Raw genomic sequence first — 16,881 nt, 5'->3', positions numbered from 1 at the left:
GTCCCCGCCTCGCTCACATCCGCGCACTGAGGGCCTTCTTCACGATGTCCTGAAGCTCCGTCCGGACCTGGCCGCTGGTGACGACCTCGTAGAGCACCAACGCGAACCCGACGGCCGCGATGATCCCCATCGCGTACTCGGACGTCACCATTCCGGCGTCCGCGCGGCACTTCCCCCGCAGCCGTACCGCCGCTTCCTTGATCTTCTTGTTCATTGCAACCCCCGTGAGGTTCAGGTCTTCTGTGGTTCTTGCCTACTCGGGCTCGTTCGTTCTCGTACGCCTCATCTGCCTCCCATCACCCCGCCCGCCAGGCCGATCACGACAGGCAGCACACCGACCGCGATGAAGGCGGGCAGGAAGCACAGGCCCACCGGCGCGGAGATCAGTACGGCCGCACGCCGGGCCCGGGCCGTCGCGGTGCGGGCCCACTGGGCGCGTGCGTCGGAGGCGAGACGGGCGGCCGGGCCCGCCGCCGGAAGCCCGGACTCGTCGGCCCGCTGCAGCAGCCGGGCCAGGGCTCCGGCGCCGGGCAGCTCGGCCAGCCGCCGCCAGGCGTCCGCCGGTTCACCACCGAGCCGTACCTCCGCCGCGCCCCGCGCCAGCGCCTCCCCGACAGGTCCGGCGAGCGCCTCCCCCACCGCCTGGGCGGCCGGCACCGGGCCGGCCCCGGCCGCGATGCAGGCGGCCAGCAGGTCGGCGGCGAGCGGGAGCTGGCGCGCGGCTGCCGCGGTGTCGACCGGTTCCGCCCGACCGGCCGCCACCTGGCGGCTACGCCATCGCCACAGCACGACACCGGCCCCCAGGCCCAGCGCGGCCCCGGTCACACCACCCACCAGAACCCATGCCCCGCATGCCGCTCCGGCCGGCGGCAGCCACCGCCGTAGCGCGTCCGCCGACGTGAACCGCCACCCGGCGACCGTGACCTCCCGGCCCAGCAGCTCGGCCACCCGACGCCGCGCCCGGCGCCGCCGCCGGACCAGATCCAACCGCCGAACCGCCCAGCCGAGAGCCAGCGCCGCGACCCCGGCCGTCCCCAGCCTGTGGACAAATTCCCCGCTCATACCGCCCGCTCTCCCCCCGTCTGCCGGACCGCGCACCCCACCGCACGCCACGCTCCGCACACCGCTCCCCCGCTCATCGCCGGCCACTTCCGGCGAGCCGCCCTGCACGTCGTGTCCGCACGCCGCTCTCCCCTGCTCGCCTCCGGTCACTTCCCGCACGCCCACCTCCGCGCGCCCGCTCACACCGCCCCCGCTCCCCGCACGATCCGCACGGCCCACCACAGCCCGGCTGCCTCGAACGCCGATCCGGTCACCAGGCAGCCGAGTCCGGCGCCGGTGTGCAGGAGTACGCGGAGCGGGTCCGCGCCCATGGCCGTGCCGAGAAGCAGGCCCAGGGCGGGCAGTACGGCGAGCAGCACGGTGGTCGCCCGAGCACCCGCCAACTGTGCGCGAAGGTCGGCGCGCTGGTCCCGCTCCGCGCGCAGGGCCGCGTCCAGCCGGTCCAGGCCCTCCGCGAGGCCTGCGCCCTGGTCCACGGCCACCCGCCAGCACGCGGCCAGCCCGAGCAGGCCCTCCGCGCCCGGCTGCCGGGCCGCCGCGGTGAGCGCGCCGGGCACGTCCCCGCCGAACCGCGCCGCCGCGACCACGGTCGCCTGCGCCTCGCCGAGCCCGCCGGAATCCCGCGCGGCCCGCAGCAGCGCCTCGCCCGGCTGCCGTCCGGCGCGTACTTCCCCGGCGAGGGCCCCGCACAGGGCGATCACCGTGTCCGCCCTCCGCTCCCGGACGCGCCGGGCCCGGCGGGCCAGCCGCACCCGGCGCAGCACCGGGACCCCGGCCGCCCCCGCGACGACCGGAATCGGCGAGGCCCCCAGCAGCCCGAGCAGCAGGCCGGCCGCGAGCGCCCACCACTCGGCGCCCAGCCGGTCGCGCAGCCGCCGCAGTTCCGCGAGGACCTGGTCCCAGGCGGGCGGGCCGGTCGCCACCACTCCGCCGCCCGCGAGCAGCAGCCGCGCCCGCCGCAGCCCGTAGTGCCGTCCGCCCAGCAGCCAGGCCAGCGCGCCGAGACAGACCAGCGCGGCGCCCATCGACGTCCCACCGATCACTTCCGCCACCTCTCTCCGTCGTCCCCGAGGTCGCCTGCCGCATCCAGGAGGTGCCGCAGCCGCTCCCAGCCCCGCTCCCGCAGGAAGGCCCGCTCGCCCCAACGCAGCGCCGGCACCGTACGGACCAGCCCCGTGGCGTCCCGCTCCAGCACGTGCACCTCGGCGATCCGGCGCCGCCCGGACCGGTCCCGCAGAAGATGCACGACCACGGAGAGCGCGGCCGCCAGTTGGCTGTGCAGCGCGGCCCGGTCCATCCCCCCGGCCGTGGCCAGTGCCTCCAGGCGGGCCGGCACATCCGCCGCGGCGTTGGCGTGGATCGTGCAGCAGCCGCCCTCATGACCCGTGTTGAGAGCCGCGAGCAGATGCACGACCTCAGGGCCGCGTACCTCTCCGACGACGAGCCGGTCGGGCCGCATCCGCAGCGCCTGCCGGACGAGGTCCTCCAGGGTGACCAGGCCGGCGCCCTCCTGGTTGGCGGGCCGGGTCTCCAGCCGGACGACGTGCGGGTGGTCCGGTCGCAGCTCGGCCGAGTCCTCGGCGAGCACGATCCGCTCGCCCGCGCCGACCAGGCCCAGCAGGGCGCTGAGCAGGGTCGTCTTACCGCTTCCGGTGCCGCCGCTGACGAGAAAGGACAGCCGGGCCGCCACCAGCGCCCGCAGGATCCCCTCGCCGCCGGGTGGCACCGTGCCGGCCTCGACCAGTTCCTCCAGCGTGAAGGCCCGGGGCCGTACGACCCTGAGGGCGAGGCAGGTGCAGCCGACGGCGACCGGGGGCAGCACCGCGTGGAGCCGGGTTCCGTCGGGCAGCCGGGCGTCCGCCCACGGCCGGGCGTCGTCCAGCCGGCGTCCGGCCACGGCGGCCAGCCGCTGCGCGAGGCGTCGTACGGCCGCCGCGTCGGGGAAGGTCACCGGGGTCAGCTCCAGTCCGCCGCCGCGGTCGACCCATACCCGGTCCGGGGCGGACACGAGGACGTCGGTGACGTCCGGGTCGGCGAGCAGCGGCTCCAGGGGGCCGGTGCCGACGAGTTCGGACCTCAGCTGCCGGGCCGCGCCGAGGACCTCGGCGTCGCCGAGGACCCGGCCCTGTGCGCGCAGGGCCTGCGCCACGCGCGCGGGGGTGGGTTCGGCGCCGCTTTCGGCCAGCCGGCGCCGTACGCCGTCGAGCAGGGCGGCGCCGTCCACGCGGTCGAGTCCGGGGAGGGTCATCGCGGGCCCCCCGCCTCGACCAGCGCCCGCTCCCAGAAGTTCACACAGAAGCGGGCGAGCGGGCCGCGGCCGGTCGCGCCCGGCGGTTTCGCGCCGCTCCGCGGGTGCAGCAGCGGCGGTTCGACCGGGACCTCGCCGGCCAGCGGCAGGCCGAGCAGGCGGGCCACCTCCTGGTCGTCCAGGCCTGGTGCGTACGGCCCGCGCACCGCCACGCGCAGGTCGCGCACGACCATGCCGACAGCGGAGGCGACCCGCCCGGCGGCCGCGACGGCGCGCAGTTCGGCGGGGACGACGAGCAGCGCCATGTCGAGCTGGGCGAGGGCTTCGGCGACCCCGTCGTCGAGGCGGCGGGGCAGGTCCACCACGACCGTGCCGCCGCGCCGCCGGGCGGCGGCGAGCACCGCACGCACCGCCTGCGGCGGAATGGCGACGCAGTCGCCGCGGTCCCAGCTCAGCACCCGAAGGGAGTGCAGCTCGGGCAGCGACTCCTCCAGGGCGCCGCCGCCGACCCGGCCGCGTGAGGCGGCGAAGGCGGGCCAGCGCAGTCCGTCGGTGCTCTCACCGCCGAGGAGTACGTCGAGTCCGCCGCCGAGCGGATCGGCGTCCACGAGGAGGGTGCGCAGGCCCTCGCGCGCGGAGGTGACGGCGAGCGCGCACGCGAGCGTGGAGGCGCCGGCCCCACCCCGGCCGCCGATCACCCCGACGGTGAGGGCCGGGCGGCCGACCCCCTCGGCGACGTCGGCGATCCGGTCGACCAGCCACTGCTCGCCGTCGGGCAGCATCAGGACGTGGTCGGCGCCGATCTCGACGGCGCGTTTCCACACCCCCGGGTCGTCCTGGTCACGGCCGACCAGCACGACTCCGCGCCGGCGCGTGGCCCCGCCGAGCCGGCGTGCGGCGTCGTCGCCGACGAGCACGAGCGGGGCCGTTTCCCAGCCGTCACCGTGTTCGGGTACGCCGTGGTGGACCTCGGGTGTGGCGCCGGCGGCCGCGCACAGGCGCAGCAGGTCGTCCAGGATTTCGGCGTCCTCGGTGACGATGAGCGGCCGGCCCGGCCGGTCTCCGGTGCCGGGCGGCGGGTCGTGGGTGACGGCTGCGGTCACGTGTGTTCCCCCTTCGCTGCAGGGGCCGCGCAGCCCCTGCGGCCACGCGATTCCCAAAGGTGTGAAGAACCGGCAAGCGGTCCCCCATATGAGCGGCCGGCAGAAACCGGCCATACGCTCTCCGTCAATCGGAACCGGCCATGAACTCGCCATGGCCCGAGCGCATGGGAATCACGGTGCAGCGATCCGCGAAATCAAGTGGATCTTGGTCGAAAACTGTGGACAAGTCGGAGGCTGTGAATATCGCCATCACCCATACCGGTGACGTCTGTGCTGATGCCTGTGCGACTTCCACAGCGCAGCGCAATGATTACGAGGAGTGACGAATCAAGGGCACGCTGAAGCGGCGGCCACGGCGGCATGGCGCCGGGGCCGCGGTCGCGCGGAAAGAGGGGGAGGAGGGAAAAACGCGTCCGGACATGCGACGACCCCCGCCGGGGGGGAGAGCGGGGGTCGTCTCCACGGCCGACTCGGGGGGGGAGGAGCCGGACCGGGTTAGCACGGTCGCGAACGATCCGTGACTTCCATGGTGTACCCGAGAGCCCTCTCAGGCAAACCCACGCGCCCACCTTACGCCGAATGGGCTGCACCTATGCTCAGGGACGTGGAAAACCACTCCTTGCCCCGCGCAGCAGCCTTCTTTGACCTGGACAAGACGGTCATTGCGAAGTCGAGCACGCTCACCTTCAGCAAGTCCTTCTACCAAGGCGGGCTGATCAACCGCAGGGCCGCGCTGCGCACCGCATATGCCCAGTTCGTCTTCCTGGCCGGCGGCCTGGACCACGACCAGATGGAGCGCATGCGCGAGTATCTGTCCGCCATGTGCCGCGGCTGGAACGTGCAGCAGGTCCGGGAGATCGTCGCCGAGACCCTGCACGACCTCATCGACCCGATCATCTACGACGAGGCCGCCTCCCTCATCGAGGAGCACCACACGGCCGGGCGGGACGTGGTGATCGTGTCGACCTCGGGCGCCGAGGTGGTGGAGCCCGTCGGCGAACTGCTCGGCGCCGACCGGGTGGTGGCGACGCGCATGGTCGTCGGCGAGGACGGCTGCTTCACCGGGGAGGTGGAGTACTACGCCTACGGCCCGACCAAGGCCGAGGCGATCCGAGAACTGGCCGTGTCCGAGGGCTACGACCTCGACCGCTGCTACGCCTACAGCGACTCCGCGACCGATCTGCCGATGCTCCGGACGGTCGGGCATCCACACGCGGTGAATCCGGACCGCGCGCTGCGTCGCGAGGCACTCGCACAGGGGTGGCCGGTCCTGGAGTTCCGCCGGCCGGTCCCGCTCAAGAAGCGGCTGCCCTCGTTCTCCGTTCCACCCCGCCCCGCGCTGGTCGCGGCGGCGGCCGTAGGAGCGGCGGCCGCGACCGCGGGGCTCGTCTGGTACGCCAGCCGACGCCGAAGCACCGCCTGAGCCGAAGCAGCACCCGAACGGCGCCCGTTTCGCCCTCGTTTGAACCCGAAAGTAAAGAACAGTAGGCAGGGGTTCCGCTTCCTTGTGGCTCGCGGTACAAAGGCCTTAGGCCCGCGAGACCAAAGGACATCCGAGAGGATCCCCTACCACTACGCAGTTGGCCCCACGGACCCCGCATGGACATCGAGCACCCACGCGACGTCGACCCGTCGATTACGGGCCAGCCGCACCAGGTGACGGGCGAAGTCCCCGACCTGATGGGCACATATCGAGGACGCTTGGTAACCCGGTGAGCATGCCAGCGGCGGTACGAGCACTCGTACCGCCGCAACCCCTGTCCGGGGCGGTTCCGGGCGCCACGCCCCTGTCAGGCCGCGCCGCGCTGCAGCGCCTCACACACCGCCGTCGACTCTCGCGCGCCCAGCTCGACCGCCCTGCCGCAGTGCACGATCCAGGCCGCCATGCCCTCCGGAGTGCCGGAGACGTAGCCGTCCAGCGCCGCCAGATAGGCGGCGCGACCCAGTTCGGCGTGGCCGACCTCGGCCGGGCAGATCGCCTTCGGGTCCAGACCGCTGCCGATCAGGACGATCCGCTCGGCGGCGCGCGCGACCAGGCCGTTGTGGGACACGAAGGGCCGCAGCGCGAGCAACTCGCCGTGCACCACGGCGGCGGTCACCAGCGCGGGCGCGGACGTCCCCGCGATGATCAGCTCCGCGAGCCCCTCCAGCCGGCCGGAGACCTCCCGGACGTCCGGCAGCGGCAACTCGATCAGCGGCTCGTCCGCCGTCTCACCGGCCTGGCGCGGCCGGCCGACCTCGTCGTCCTGGCTCGCCGCGGCCACCAGGTGCAGCCGGGCCAGCACCCGCAGGGGCGACTGCCGCCAGATGGACAGCAGCTGTCCCGCCTCCGCCGACAGCCTGAGGGCCGCGCCCACGACCCGCGCCTCGGCGTCGGCGCCGAAGTCGGTGCGCCGCCGCACCTCCTCCAGAACCCAGTCGGCACCGGAGAGCGCCGCGGAGCCGCGGGCGGCGCGCAGGGCCGCCTCGGAGGTGATCTCGGGGCTGCGGCGCCGCATGATCCGGTGCCCGTAGACCCGGTCCACGGCCTTGCGCACGGACTCCACGGACTCGGCCACACCGGGCAGCGACCCCAGGGCCGCGAGCGGGTCGGCGTTCGCGCCTGTCGTACTCATGAGTACGACCCTACGCACCCCATCGGCCGACCCCTCGAAGGAGTGGTCTTCTTCACTTCCGCCTGCCACATACAGCTATCACCTGACTACTATTGGTGAACATGAAAATTGCTTTCGTCGGGAAGGGCGGCAGTGGCAAGACCACGCTCTCCTCCCTCTTCATCCGCCACCTCGTGGCCGCCGGCGCCCCGGTGGTCGCCATCGACGCCGACATCAACCAGCACCTCGGGCCCGCGCTCGGCCTCGACGAGAGGGAGGCCGCCGCGCTGCCCGCCATGGGCGAACGGCTGCCGCTGATCAAGGACTACCTGCGCGGCGCCAACCCGCGGATCCGCTCCGCCGCCACGATGATCAAGACGACTCCGCCCGGCGAGGGCTCGCGGCTGGTCCGGGTGCGGGAGCCGAATCCGGTCTACGACGCCTGTGCGCGCCCGGTGGAACTCGACGGCGGTGCCGTCCGTTTGATGGTCACGGGCCCCTTCACGGACGCCGACCTGGGGGTCGCCTGCTACCACTCCAAGACGGGAGCGGTGGAGCTGTTCCTGAACCACCTCGTCGACGGCCCCGACGAGTACGTCGTGGTCGACATGACGGCGGGTTCGGACTCCTTCGCCTCCGGCATGTTCACCCGCTTCGACATGACGTTCCTCGTTGCCGAGCCGACCCGGAAGGGGGTCTCCGTCTACCGCCAGTACAAGGACTACGCCCGCGACTTCGGCGTCGCCCTGAAGGTCGTCGGCAACAAGATCCAGGAACAGGACGACATCGACTTCCTGCGCGCGGAAGTCGGAGACGACCTGCTCGTGACGGTCGGGCGCTCGGACTGGGTGCGCGCCATGGAGAAGGGCCGCCCGCCGCGGTTCGACCTCCTGGAGGAGGCCAACGCCCGGGCCCTGCACACACTGCGGGCCGCCGCGGACGCCACGTACGAGCTGCGGGACTGGGAGCGCTACAGCCGCCAGATGGTGCACTTCCACCTGAAGAACGCCGAGGCGTGGGGCAATGAGCGCACCGGGGCCGACCTGGCGGCGCAGGTCGACCCCGCCTTCGTGCTCGGTGAGAGCGTGGCAACTCCCGCCTAGTGCCTACCGCTTGACCGCCGGCGCCCCGGGCACACCCTTGGGCGCCGGGGCCGGGCGGCCGGAGAGGAAGGACGCCCAGCCCTGCCTGGGAGCCTCGCCCACCTTCAGGGTGCGCAGCTTCTCCAGGGTCTTCGGATCCTGGGCGTCCAGCCAGTCGACCAGCTGATGGAAGGACACACAGCGCACGTCGGGCTTGTTGCACACCTCCTTCACCGTGTCCTCGACGGCCCGCATGTACGTGCCGCCGTTCCAGGACTCGAAGTGGTTGCCGATGATCAGCGGCGCGCGGTTGCCGTCGTAGGCCCGGTAGAAGCCCTTGATGAGGCCGTCACGCATCTGGTCCCCCCAGTAGTCGAACTTGTCCGGGTCGCCCTGGGTCTGGGTGCCGGACTGGTTGACCATGAAGTTGTAGTCCATGGTCAGCTGCTCATAGGTGTGCCCGGGGAAGGGCACCAGTTGCATGGACACGTCCCACAGCCCCTCCTTCTTCTTGGGCCACACCTGGTCGTTGACCCCGCTGGAGTCGTAGCGGAAGCCCAACTGGCGGGCCGCCTTCATGAAGTTCTGCTGACCCTCGAGGCAGGGGGTGCGGGCGCCGATCAGCTCCTTGTCGTAATCGAAGGGCAGCGGGGCCGAATTCCTCATGCCGCTGTTGCTCTTCCAGGCCTTCACGAACTGCTTGGCCTGGGCGATCTCGCTCTTCCACTCGTCCACCGACCAGGTGCCGACCCCGCCGTCGGGCCCGCAGAAATGGCCGTTGAAGTGCGTGCCGATCTCGTTGCCCTCCAACCAGGCCAGCCGTGCCTGCTTGACGGTGTCGGCGATCCCCTTCTCGTCGTTGAAGCCGATGTCGGAGCTGCCCGGTGAATGCTGGGGAGGCTTGTACAGGTCACGCTTCTCTTCCGGCAGCAGGTACACGCCGCTGAGGAAGAACGTCATGGCCGCGTGGTTCTCCTTGGCGACCTTACGGAAGTGCGAGAACAGCTTCTGGCTGTCCTCTCCCGCGCCGTCCCAGGAGAAGACGACGAACTGCGGCGGCTTCTGACCGGACTTCAGCCGCTCGGGTCTCGGCAGATACGGCTGCCCGCCGGTGTACGCGGTGGATCCGTCCCCGATCAGCCGGAGCACGCTCCCGGGGGCCGCCGCCCCCTTCTGCGGGCCGGACGCCCCTTCCTTCGAACCGTTGGAGCCGGTCGCGCAACCGGCGAGCGACGAGGCACAGGCCGCGGCGACCACGGCGCCGACGGCGATCCTCTGGGTGGCGGCCATGTTCCGCCCACCTTCTTCCTTCTCTCAGGCACACGCTGACAAGGGCCGTTTTCTGGTGATGTGCCGGGCTTGTGCACGGCAGCGCCGCCAAGATCGCACGGGACCGAGAAGGAATTAGTATGACAAGCCGATCAAATGATTAATTCACCCAGGCAAGCGATCCATTACCCCATTTGCCATGAAAGATTATGCATTACCTTTACTTTTCATTACGGTTCATTTACCGATGGGGATCCATCCCGCCCAGTCCGCGATCCTGCCGCCCCGGCTCAGCCGAACCCTGCATCGCGTACCCCAAGGCGCCCACGCTGCAGTGGAGTTGGATGCACCGCTCCGGCGGGCCGGGGTGCGGGCCGGGAACTGGCCCGTGGGATCAGCTCGTTCCAGCGCAACACCGCGCCGCGGGTACGGGGAGAGCTCGCGTCGGCGATCAGGGCGTGCTGGGGACACCCGCGGCCGTCCCTGATCAACGTGGTCCAGCTGCCCGGGCCGCCGGACCGTGCGCCCGCGAGGTGTTCGAGGACGTCACGGGAAGTGTCACGGAAGGGGTACCCGCAAAGAAGGCACAGAGTCCGGCGTGCGAGAGCCCCACCCAGACAGGTCTAAACCAATTGTGCCGTCGACCCTTGTCATGGGACCCCCGGGTCTGATGAGCTGTGGCCTGGGACACAACGGACACCCTTCGATTGGGAGATGTCGTGAGCAACGAGAGCCTGGCCAACCTGCTCAAGGAAGAACGCAGGTTCGCGCCGCCCGCCGACCTGGCCGCGCACGCCAACGTCACCGCGGAGGCGTATGCACAGGCCAAGGCTGACAGGCTCGGCTTCTGGGCCGAGCAGGCCCGTCGGCTGACCTGGGCCAAGGAACCTACCGAGACGCTGGACTGGTCGAACCCGCCGTTCGCGAAGTGGTTCAAGGACGGAGAGCTGAACGTCGCGTACAACTGCGTGGACCGCCATGTGGAGGCAGGGCACGGGGACCGGGTCGCCATCCACTTCGAGGGTGAGCCCGGCGACAGCCGCTCGATCACCTACGCCGAGCTGAAGGACGAGGTGTCCAAGGCGGCCAACGCCCTGCTGGAGCTGGGTGTCGAGAAGGGCGACCGGGTCGCCATCTACATGCCGATGATCCCGGAGACGGCCATCGCGATGCTGGCCTCCGCCCGGATCGGCGCCGCGCACTCGGTGGTGTTCGGCGGCTTCTCCGCGGACGCGCTCGCGACCCGGATCCAGGACGCGGACGCCAAGGTCGTCATCACCTCCGACGGCGGCTACCGGCGCGGCAAGCCGTCCGCGCTCAAGCCGGCCGTGGACGAGGCGATCGGGAAGGTCGACAACGTCGAGCACGTGCTGGTGGTGCGCCGCACCGGGCAGGACGTGGCATGGACCGAGGGCCGGGACGTGTGGTGGCACGAGCTCGTCGAGCGGCAGTCCGCCGAGCACACCCCGGAGGCGTTCGAGGCCGAGCACCCGCTGTTCATCCTCTACACCTCGGGCACGACCGGTAAGCCGAAGGGCATCCTGCACACCTCCGGCGGCTACCTCACCCAGACGGCGTACACCCACTGGGCGGTCTTCGACCTCAAGCCGGAGACGGACGTGTACTGGTGCACGGCCGACGTCGGCTGGGTCACCGGACACTCGTACATCGTGTACGGCCCGCTGGCCAACGGCGCCACACAGGTCATGTACGAGGGCACGCCGGACACCCCGCACCAGGGCAGGTTCTGGGAGATCGTGCAGAAGTACAAGGTCACGATCCTCTACACCGCGCCGACGGCGATCCGGACGTTCATGAAGTGGGGCGACGACATCCCCGCCAAGTTCGACCTGTCCTCCCTGCGCGTCCTCGGCTCGGTGGGCGAGCCGATCAACCCCGAGGCGTGGATCTGGTACCGCAAGAACATCGGCGCCGACCGGACGCCCGTCGTGGACACCTGGTGGCAGACCGAGACCGGCGCGATGATGATCTCGCCGCTGCCCGGTGTCACCGACGCCAAGCCGGGCTCCGCGCAGACCCCGCTGCCCGGCATCAGCGCGACCGTCGTCGACGACGAGGCGAACGAGGTGCCCCACGGCGGTGGTGGTTACCTGGTGCTGACCGAGCCGTGGCCGTCGATGCTGCGCACCATCTGGGGCGACGACCAGCGGTACATCGACACCTACTGGTCCCGGTTCGAGGGCAAGTACTTCGCCGGTGACGGCGCGAAGAAGGACGACGACGGCGACATCTGGCTGCTGGGCCGGGTGGACGACGTCATGCTCGTGTCCGGGCACAACATCTCCACCACGGAGGTGGAGTCGGCCCTCGTCTCGCACCCGTCGGTCGCCGAGGCGGCCGTCGTCGGTGCCGCCGACGAGACCACCGGCCAGGCGATCGTCGCGTTCGTGATCCTGCGTGGTACGGCCGCCGAGACGGAGGCGCTCGTCGGCGAGCTGCGCGACCACGTGGGCGCCACGCTCGGGCCGATCGCCAAGCCCAAGCGGATCCTGCCGGTGGCGGAGCTGCCGAAGACCCGTTCCGGGAAGATCATGCGGCGGCTGCTGCGGGATGTGGCCGAGAACCGTCAACTGGGGGATGTGACCACCCTGACCGACAGCACGGTCATGGACCTGATCCAGGCCAAGTTGCCCGCGGAGCCCGGCGAGGACTAGGCGGAAAGGGGTGCCCGGGGCAGCACCCGGGCACCTCTTTTCGTTCGCCTCGCTAACCTCTGGCGTCAAAGTCGAGTAAAATGGCGATCTCAGGGTGTGCCGGGAAGTCTGGTCGGCGGCGCCGTCGGCGATTCCGCGTCACGGCGTGATCATCGCCGTACCGACCCGGAGGTCCCCGCCGTGGCCGCGCCCCGTACCCGGAACACCCCCCGCAAGGCCCTGGGACGTCTGTCCCTGCCCGAGCGTGCCTTCGTCGCGGACGCGCTGCGCACCGAGACGGTCGGCGGTGTCCTGCTGCTCCTCGCCTCCGTGGCGGCGCTCATATGGGCGAACATCCCCGCCCTCCGCGACGGCTACGAGTCGGTCGGCCACTTCCACTTCGGCCCCGGGGTGCTCGGCCTCAATCTGTCCGTGGCCCACTGGGCCGCCGACGGCCTCCTCGCGGTGTTCTTCTTCGTCGCCGGTATCGAGCTGAAGCGCGAGCTGGTCGCCGGAGACCTGCGCGACCCCAGGGCGGCCGTCCTGCCCGTGGTGGCCGCGCTGTGCGGCATGGCCGTACCGGCGCTCGTCTACGCCCTCACCAACCTCACCGGGCACGGCTCCATGCAGGGCTGGGCGGTGCCCACCGCCACCGACATCGCCTTCGCGCTCGCCGTCCTCGCGGTCATCGGCACCTCCCTGCCCAGCTCGCTGCGCGCCTTCCTGCTCACCCTCGCGGTCGTCGACGACCTCTTCGCGATCCTGATCATCGCCGTCTTCTTCACCGACCGGCTGGACTTCGCCGCACTCGGCGGGGCCGCCGCCGGGCTGGTGGTCTTCTGGCTGCTGCTGCGCAAGGGCGTGCGCGGCTGGTACGTGTATGTACCGCTGGCCGTGGTGATCTGGGCGCTGATGTACAACAGCGGCGTGCACGCCACCATCGCCGGCGTGGCGATGGGCCTGATGCTGCGCTGTACCCCCCGGGAGGGTGAGCAGCACTCGCCGGGCGAGCACATCGAGCACCTGGCGCGGCCCCTGTCCGCGGGGCTCGCCGTGCCGCTGTTCGCGCTGTTCAGCGCCGGGGTCACCGTCTCCGGCGGGGCGCTCGGGGATGTGTTCACCAAGCCGGAGACGCTCGGCGTGGTGCTCGGGCTCGTCCTCGGCAAGACACTCGGCATCTTCGGCGGCACCTGGCTCACCGTCCGCTTCACCCGCGCCTCGCTCAGCGAGGACCTCGCCTGGGCCGACGTCTTCGCGGTGGCCTCCCTCGCCGGCATCGGCTTCACCGTCTCCCTGCTCATCGGGGAGCTGGCCTTCGCCGGCGACGCCGTCCTCACCGACGAGGTCAAGGCGGCCGTCCTCACCGGATCGCTGATCGCGGCGCTGTGTGCAACGGTGCTGCTGAAGATTCGCAACGCCAAGTACCGCAGGCTGTGCGAGGAAGAGGAGCGCGACGAGGACCTCGACGGCATCCCGGACATCTACGAGCAGGACGACCCGGCCTATCACCTGCGCATGGCCGAGATCCACGAGCGCAAGGCCGCCGAACACCGGCGGATCGCCGCCGAGCGGGCGGCTGCGGCGCGCCACGAGCTTGCGGAAGTACCGGGCGGGGCAGGCGAGAAGCACGACCGTCCGGCATGATCTGACGAGACGGTACAAAACAAGACGGCCACAGATGCGGGACGGCCGGACAGGACGGCCGCGCCGACGGGGCGCCCGCACCCGACGGAACGCCTGCGGCACGAGAGAACTCTGAGGGAGAACGCGATGAGCGCACCCGACGGCAGCCCGGTCGGCGCCGAACGCAGCATCGGCCAGCTGTTCGCCTCGGCGACGACCGAATTGTCGGCGCTGGTGCACGACGAGATCGCGCTGGCCAAGGCCCAGCTGAAGCGGGACGTGAAGAAGGGCGCGATGAGCGGCGGCGCCTTCTCGATGGCGGGCGCCGTGCTGGTGTTCTCCCTGCCGATGCTCAACTTCGCGCTCGCCTACGGCATCCGGACCTGGAGCGGCTGGAACCTGGCGGTCTGCTTCCTGCTGTCCTTCGCGGCCAACGTGCTGGTCGCCGGCCTCCTCGCGCTGATCGGCGTGACGCTCGCGAAGAAGGCCAAAAAGGGCAAGGGCCCGCAGAAGGTGGCCGCCTCCATGAAGGAGACGGCGGGCGTCCTGCAGAACGCCAAGCCGCATCCGCGCCCGGAGCTGCCCGAGGACCGGGCACCCGCGGCCATCGAGGCTGTGGCACGCTCGTCGTCATGACGGACCCCGCCCCCTCGGCCGTACGGATCGACATCCCCCACGGGAAAAAGGTGACGCACAGGGACGTCGCCGCCAACGGCGCGCGCTTCCACATCGCCGAACTCGGCGACGGCCCCCTGGTACTGCTGCTGCACGGCTTCCCGCAGTTCTGGTGGACCTGGCGGCACCAGCTGGTGGCGCTCGCCGACGCGGGCTACCGGGCGGTGGCGATGGACCTGCGCGGCACCGGCGGCAGCGACCGCACGCCCCGCGGGTACGACCCCGCCAATCTGGCCCTCGATGTCACGGGCGTCATCCGCTCGCTCGGCGAGCCGGACGCGGCGCTGGTCGGCCACGACCTGGGCGGCTATCTGGCGTGGACAGCGGCGGCGATGCGGCCCAAGCTCGTCCGGCGCCTCGCCGTCGTCTCGATGCCGCATCCGCGGCGCTGGCGCGCGGCGATGCTGCGGGACGCCCGGCAGACGGCCGCCAACTCCTACATCTGGGGTTTCCAGCGACCATGGGTCCCGGAGCGTCAACTCACCGCGGACGGCGGGGCGCTGGTGGGCCGGCTGATCCGGGAGTGGTCCGGGCCGCGCCCGCCGGAGGACGAGGCGGTGGAGACCTACCAGCGGGCCATGTGCATCCCGTCCACGGCGCACTGTGCGATCGAGCCGTACCGCTGGCTGGTGCGCTCGCTGGCCCGCCCGGACGGCATCCAGTTCAACCGCCGGATGAAGCGGCCGGTGCGGGTGCCCACGCTGCATCTGCACGGCTCCCTGGACCCGGTGACGCGCACGCGCAGCGCGGCCGGTTCGGGCGAGTACGTCGAAGCGCCGTACCGCTGGCGCCTGTTCGACGGCCTCGGCCACTTCCCGCACGAGGAGGACCCGGTGGCGTTCTCCACGGAACTGGTCAACTGGCTGAAGGATCCCGAGCCGGACCGGTGACGCACGCCGGTGGGGCCGATGGGAGCGCCAGGTGGCCGGCATGCGTTTGTGACCGTTCGGTGACGGGCTCGATGCGCGGAGTATCCGGATCGTGAACACTTGTCCCCCGAACGGCCACATGCCTGCCGCATAGGCCAATTGGGCGGCGCTCAGGCGGTTATCGACCTTCGGGCAGGGGCACACGTCGGGGTATGGGCTGGACGCACGACTACAGTGACGCACCCCGCAACCGCCGCTCGGCCACCGGTCTGAGCACGCCTCAGCGAGGCAACCCGCAACTCGCCGAAGGAGACCTCCGCGTGGGGATCCCGCACATTCTGCGCCGCCGCGCCCGCTGGGTGTCCGTGCGTCTGCGTCACCCGCGCGGCTGACCCGCGCGGCTGACGTTCTCCAGGAGCGTCACAGGGCGCAGCTGTCCGTGCCCACCTGCTCGTTCGCCGTACGTCCCTGCGCGATGTCGGGCCGGATCTCGTCCGCCGTGAGGGCGTAGCCCGTGTCGGCGTCGTCGAGGGACTTGGCGAACACCACGCCGTACACCCGGCCGTCGGGGGTGAGCAGCGGGCCGCCCGAGTTGCCCTGACGGACGGTCGTGTACAGCGAGTAGACGTCCCGGCGGACGGTGCCGCGGTGGTAGATGTCCGGGCCGTTGGCCGTGATGCGCCCGCGCACGCGCGCGGCGCGCACGTCGTACGACCCGTTCTCCGGGAAGCCCGCGACGATCGCGCCGTCGCCGCCGGACGCGTCCTGCGGCGAGAACCGCAGGGCGTGGGCCCTCAGGGCGGGTACGTCGAGTACGGCGATGTCGCGCTTCCAGTCGTACAGGACGACCTTGGCGTCGTACTTGCGGCCCACGCCGCCTATCTGCACGGTGGGCGCGTCGACGCCGCCGACGACATGCGCGTTGGTCATGACCCGGCGGTCGGCGAAGACGAAGCCGGTGCCCTCCAGGACCTTGCCGCAGCTCTGGGCGGTGCCGGTCACCTTCACGATCGAGCGCTGGGCGCGCAGGCTCACCGGGCTGTTCGCGAGGGCCGGGTCGGGCGGCTCCACGTCCTTGATCGGCTCGTTGGCGAAGGGGCTGAAGACCTGGGGGAAGCCGTTCTGCGCGAGGACGGAGGAGAAGTCCGCGAACCAGGTGTCGGCCTGGGCGGGCAACGCCCGGGAGACACCGAGGAGCACCTTGGAGCCGCGCACCTCCTTGCCGAGCGTCGGCAGGGTGGTGCCGGCCAGGGCGGACCCGATCAGCCAGGCCACCAGCAGCATGGCGATGACGTTGACCAGGGCGCCGCCGGTGGCGTCCAGGGCGCGGGCCGGGGACCAGGTGATGTAACGGCGCAGCTTGTTGCCGAGGTGGGTGGTCAGGGCCTGGCCGACGGAGGCGCAGACGATGACGACGACCACGGCGACCACGGCGGCGGTGGTGCCGACATCCGCGTTGCCGGTCACGGCGTCCCAGAGCACGGGCAGTGCGTAGACGGCGACGAGGCCGCCGCCCAGGAACCCGATCACCGACAGGATGCCGACGACGAAACCCTGGCGGTAGCCGACGACCGCGAACCATACGGCCGCGACCAGCAACAGGATGTCCAGCACGTTCACTGCTTCAGGCCTCGCCTATTCCACTCCGCTCCCCGCGGCCCGGCCGGGGGTCCAGGGGTCGGCCCCCGGAAAGACACAGCAC

Annotated in this window: 15 protein-coding genes; 7 read left to right on the top strand and 8 right to left on the bottom strand. The window is 71.5% G+C overall.

Annotation, left to right across the window (positions count from 1 at the left end; genetic code table 11):
* Positions 1–13: 13 nt before the first annotated feature.
* The 5 genes from ABZ624_RS19130 to ssd all read right to left on the bottom strand — a co-directional run bounded on the left by ABZ624_RS19130 (position 14) and on the right by ssd (position 4,413).
* Positions 14–214 carry a DUF4244 domain-containing protein gene (locus ABZ624_RS19130; RefSeq protein ID WP_360089771.1) on the bottom strand — a complete coding sequence of 67 codons (201 nt, stop codon included), beginning with the start codon at positions 212–214 and terminating at the stop codon, positions 14–16.
* Between the two features lie 68 nt (positions 215–282).
* Positions 283–1,062: a type II secretion system F family protein gene (locus ABZ624_RS19125; RefSeq protein WP_360089768.1), complete on the bottom strand. Its 780-nt coding sequence runs from the start codon at positions 1,060–1,062 to the stop codon at positions 283–285.
* Positions 1,063–1,241: 179 nt separating this feature from the next.
* Positions 1,242–2,087: a type II secretion system F family protein gene (locus tag ABZ624_RS19120; RefSeq protein ID WP_360090036.1), complete on the bottom strand. Its 846-nt coding sequence runs from the start codon at positions 2,085–2,087 to the stop codon at positions 1,242–1,244.
* A gap of 14 nt (positions 2,088–2,101) precedes the next feature.
* The gene (locus ABZ624_RS19115) at positions 2,102–3,310 is read right to left on the bottom strand and encodes a TadA family conjugal transfer-associated ATPase (RefSeq protein WP_360089765.1); all 1,209 of its coding nucleotides are present in this window, start codon (positions 3,308–3,310) and stop codon (positions 2,102–2,104) included.
* Complete coding sequence (gene ssd, locus ABZ624_RS19110) at positions 3,307–4,413, bottom strand: septum site-determining protein Ssd (protein WP_360089762.1); 1,107 nt, start codon at positions 4,411–4,413, stop codon at positions 3,307–3,309. The genes ABZ624_RS19115 and ssd overlap by 4 nt, the downstream gene beginning before the upstream one ends.
* A gap of 592 nt (positions 4,414–5,005) precedes the next feature.
* Between ssd and ABZ624_RS19105 the strand changes: the two genes are divergently transcribed.
* Positions 5,006–5,836 carry an HAD-IB family hydrolase gene (locus ABZ624_RS19105; protein WP_360089759.1) on the top strand — a complete coding sequence of 277 codons (831 nt, stop codon included), beginning with the start codon at positions 5,006–5,008 and terminating at the stop codon, positions 5,834–5,836.
* 367 nt (positions 5,837–6,203) lie between these two features.
* Here the strand turns inward: ABZ624_RS19105 and ABZ624_RS19100 are convergent, their stop codons facing one another.
* Entirely contained in the window at positions 6,204–7,028 is an 825-nt protein-coding gene (locus ABZ624_RS19100; RefSeq protein WP_360089756.1) for an oxidoreductase, read from the bottom strand.
* Between the two features lie 101 nt (positions 7,029–7,129).
* Here ABZ624_RS19100 and ABZ624_RS19095 point away from each other — a divergent pair, with 101 nt between their 5' ends.
* On the top strand, positions 7,130–8,110 hold the full coding sequence (locus tag ABZ624_RS19095) for an ATP-binding protein (protein WP_360089753.1): 981 nt from the start codon (positions 7,130–7,132) through the stop codon (positions 8,108–8,110).
* Between the two features lie 3 nt (positions 8,111–8,113).
* On the opposite strand, the gene ABZ624_RS19090 is transcribed toward ABZ624_RS19095, so the two are convergent.
* Complete coding sequence (locus tag ABZ624_RS19090; RefSeq protein WP_360089750.1) at positions 8,114–9,379, bottom strand: hypothetical protein; 1,266 nt, start codon at positions 9,377–9,379, stop codon at positions 8,114–8,116.
* 698 nt (positions 9,380–10,077) lie between these two features.
* Between ABZ624_RS19090 and acs the strand changes: the two genes are divergently transcribed.
* The 5 genes from acs (at position 10,078) to ABZ624_RS19065 (ending at position 15,571) form a co-directional block, all read left to right on the top strand.
* Entirely contained in the window at positions 10,078–12,033 is a 1,956-nt protein-coding gene (gene acs / locus ABZ624_RS19085) for an acetate--CoA ligase (protein WP_360089747.1), read from the top strand.
* 180 nt (positions 12,034–12,213) lie between these two features.
* Positions 12,214–13,656 (top strand): Na+/H+ antiporter NhaA, encoded by a 1,443-nt coding sequence (gene nhaA, locus ABZ624_RS19080; RefSeq protein ID WP_360089744.1) that lies wholly within the window; start codon positions 12,214–12,216, stop codon positions 13,654–13,656.
* Between the two features lie 126 nt (positions 13,657–13,782).
* Entirely contained in the window at positions 13,783–14,271 is a 489-nt protein-coding gene (locus ABZ624_RS19075; protein ID WP_360089741.1) for a phage holin family protein, read from the top strand.
* A complete protein-coding gene (locus ABZ624_RS19070; RefSeq protein WP_360089738.1) occupies positions 14,268–15,200 on the top strand; it encodes an alpha/beta hydrolase in 933 nt (310 codons plus the stop codon). Before ABZ624_RS19075 ends, ABZ624_RS19070 begins: the two co-directional genes overlap by 4 nt.
* 191 nt (positions 15,201–15,391) lie before the next feature.
* On the top strand, positions 15,392–15,571 hold the full coding sequence (locus ABZ624_RS19065) for a hypothetical protein (protein WP_360089735.1): 180 nt from the start codon (positions 15,392–15,394) through the stop codon (positions 15,569–15,571).
* A gap of 28 nt (positions 15,572–15,599) precedes the next feature.
* Here ABZ624_RS19065 and ABZ624_RS19060 read toward each other — a convergent pair whose 3' ends face one another.
* Positions 15,600–16,799: a MarP family serine protease gene (locus tag ABZ624_RS19060; RefSeq protein ID WP_360089732.1), complete on the bottom strand. Its 1,200-nt coding sequence runs from the start codon at positions 16,797–16,799 to the stop codon at positions 15,600–15,602.
* Between the last annotated feature and the right edge of the window lie 82 nt (positions 16,800–16,881).

Source organism: Streptomyces sp. NPDC007205, from assembly GCF_040634095.1.
In the GTDB taxonomy this organism is placed as follows: domain Bacteria; phylum Actinomycetota; class Actinomycetes; order Streptomycetales; family Streptomycetaceae; genus Streptomyces.
This window is presented reverse-complemented; position numbering and strand designations above follow the sequence as displayed.

Excerpts from the sequence above, each read along its gene's own strand:
- ABZ624_RS19130 (WP_360089771.1), bottom strand. The coding sequence starts at position 214 with ATGAACAAGAAGATCAAGGAAGCGGCGGTACGGCTGCGGGGGAAGTGC.
- ABZ624_RS19125 (WP_360089768.1), bottom strand. The coding sequence starts at position 1,062 with ATGAGCGGGGAATTTGTCCACAGGCTGGGGACGGCCGGGGTCGCGGCG.
- ABZ624_RS19120 (WP_360090036.1), bottom strand. The coding sequence starts at position 2,087 with ATGGGCGCCGCGCTGGTCTGTCTCGGCGCGCTGGCCTGGCTGCTGGGC.
- ABZ624_RS19115 (WP_360089765.1), bottom strand. The coding sequence starts at position 3,310 with ATGACCCTCCCCGGACTCGACCGCGTGGACGGCGCCGCCCTGCTCGAC.
- ABZ624_RS19105 (WP_360089759.1), top strand. The coding sequence starts at position 5,006 with ATGCTCAGGGACGTGGAAAACCACTCCTTGCCCCGCGCAGCAGCCTTC.
- ABZ624_RS19100 (WP_360089756.1), bottom strand. The coding sequence starts at position 7,028 with ATGAGTACGACAGGCGCGAACGCCGACCCGCTCGCGGCCCTGGGGTCG.
- ABZ624_RS19095 (WP_360089753.1), top strand. The coding sequence starts at position 7,130 with ATGAAAATTGCTTTCGTCGGGAAGGGCGGCAGTGGCAAGACCACGCTC.
- ABZ624_RS19090 (WP_360089750.1), bottom strand. The coding sequence starts at position 9,379 with ATGGCCGCCACCCAGAGGATCGCCGTCGGCGCCGTGGTCGCCGCGGCC.
- ABZ624_RS19075 (WP_360089741.1), top strand. The coding sequence starts at position 13,783 with ATGAGCGCACCCGACGGCAGCCCGGTCGGCGCCGAACGCAGCATCGGC.
- ABZ624_RS19070 (WP_360089738.1), top strand. The coding sequence starts at position 14,268 with ATGACGGACCCCGCCCCCTCGGCCGTACGGATCGACATCCCCCACGGG.
- ABZ624_RS19065 (WP_360089735.1), top strand. The coding sequence starts at position 15,392 with ATGGGCTGGACGCACGACTACAGTGACGCACCCCGCAACCGCCGCTCG.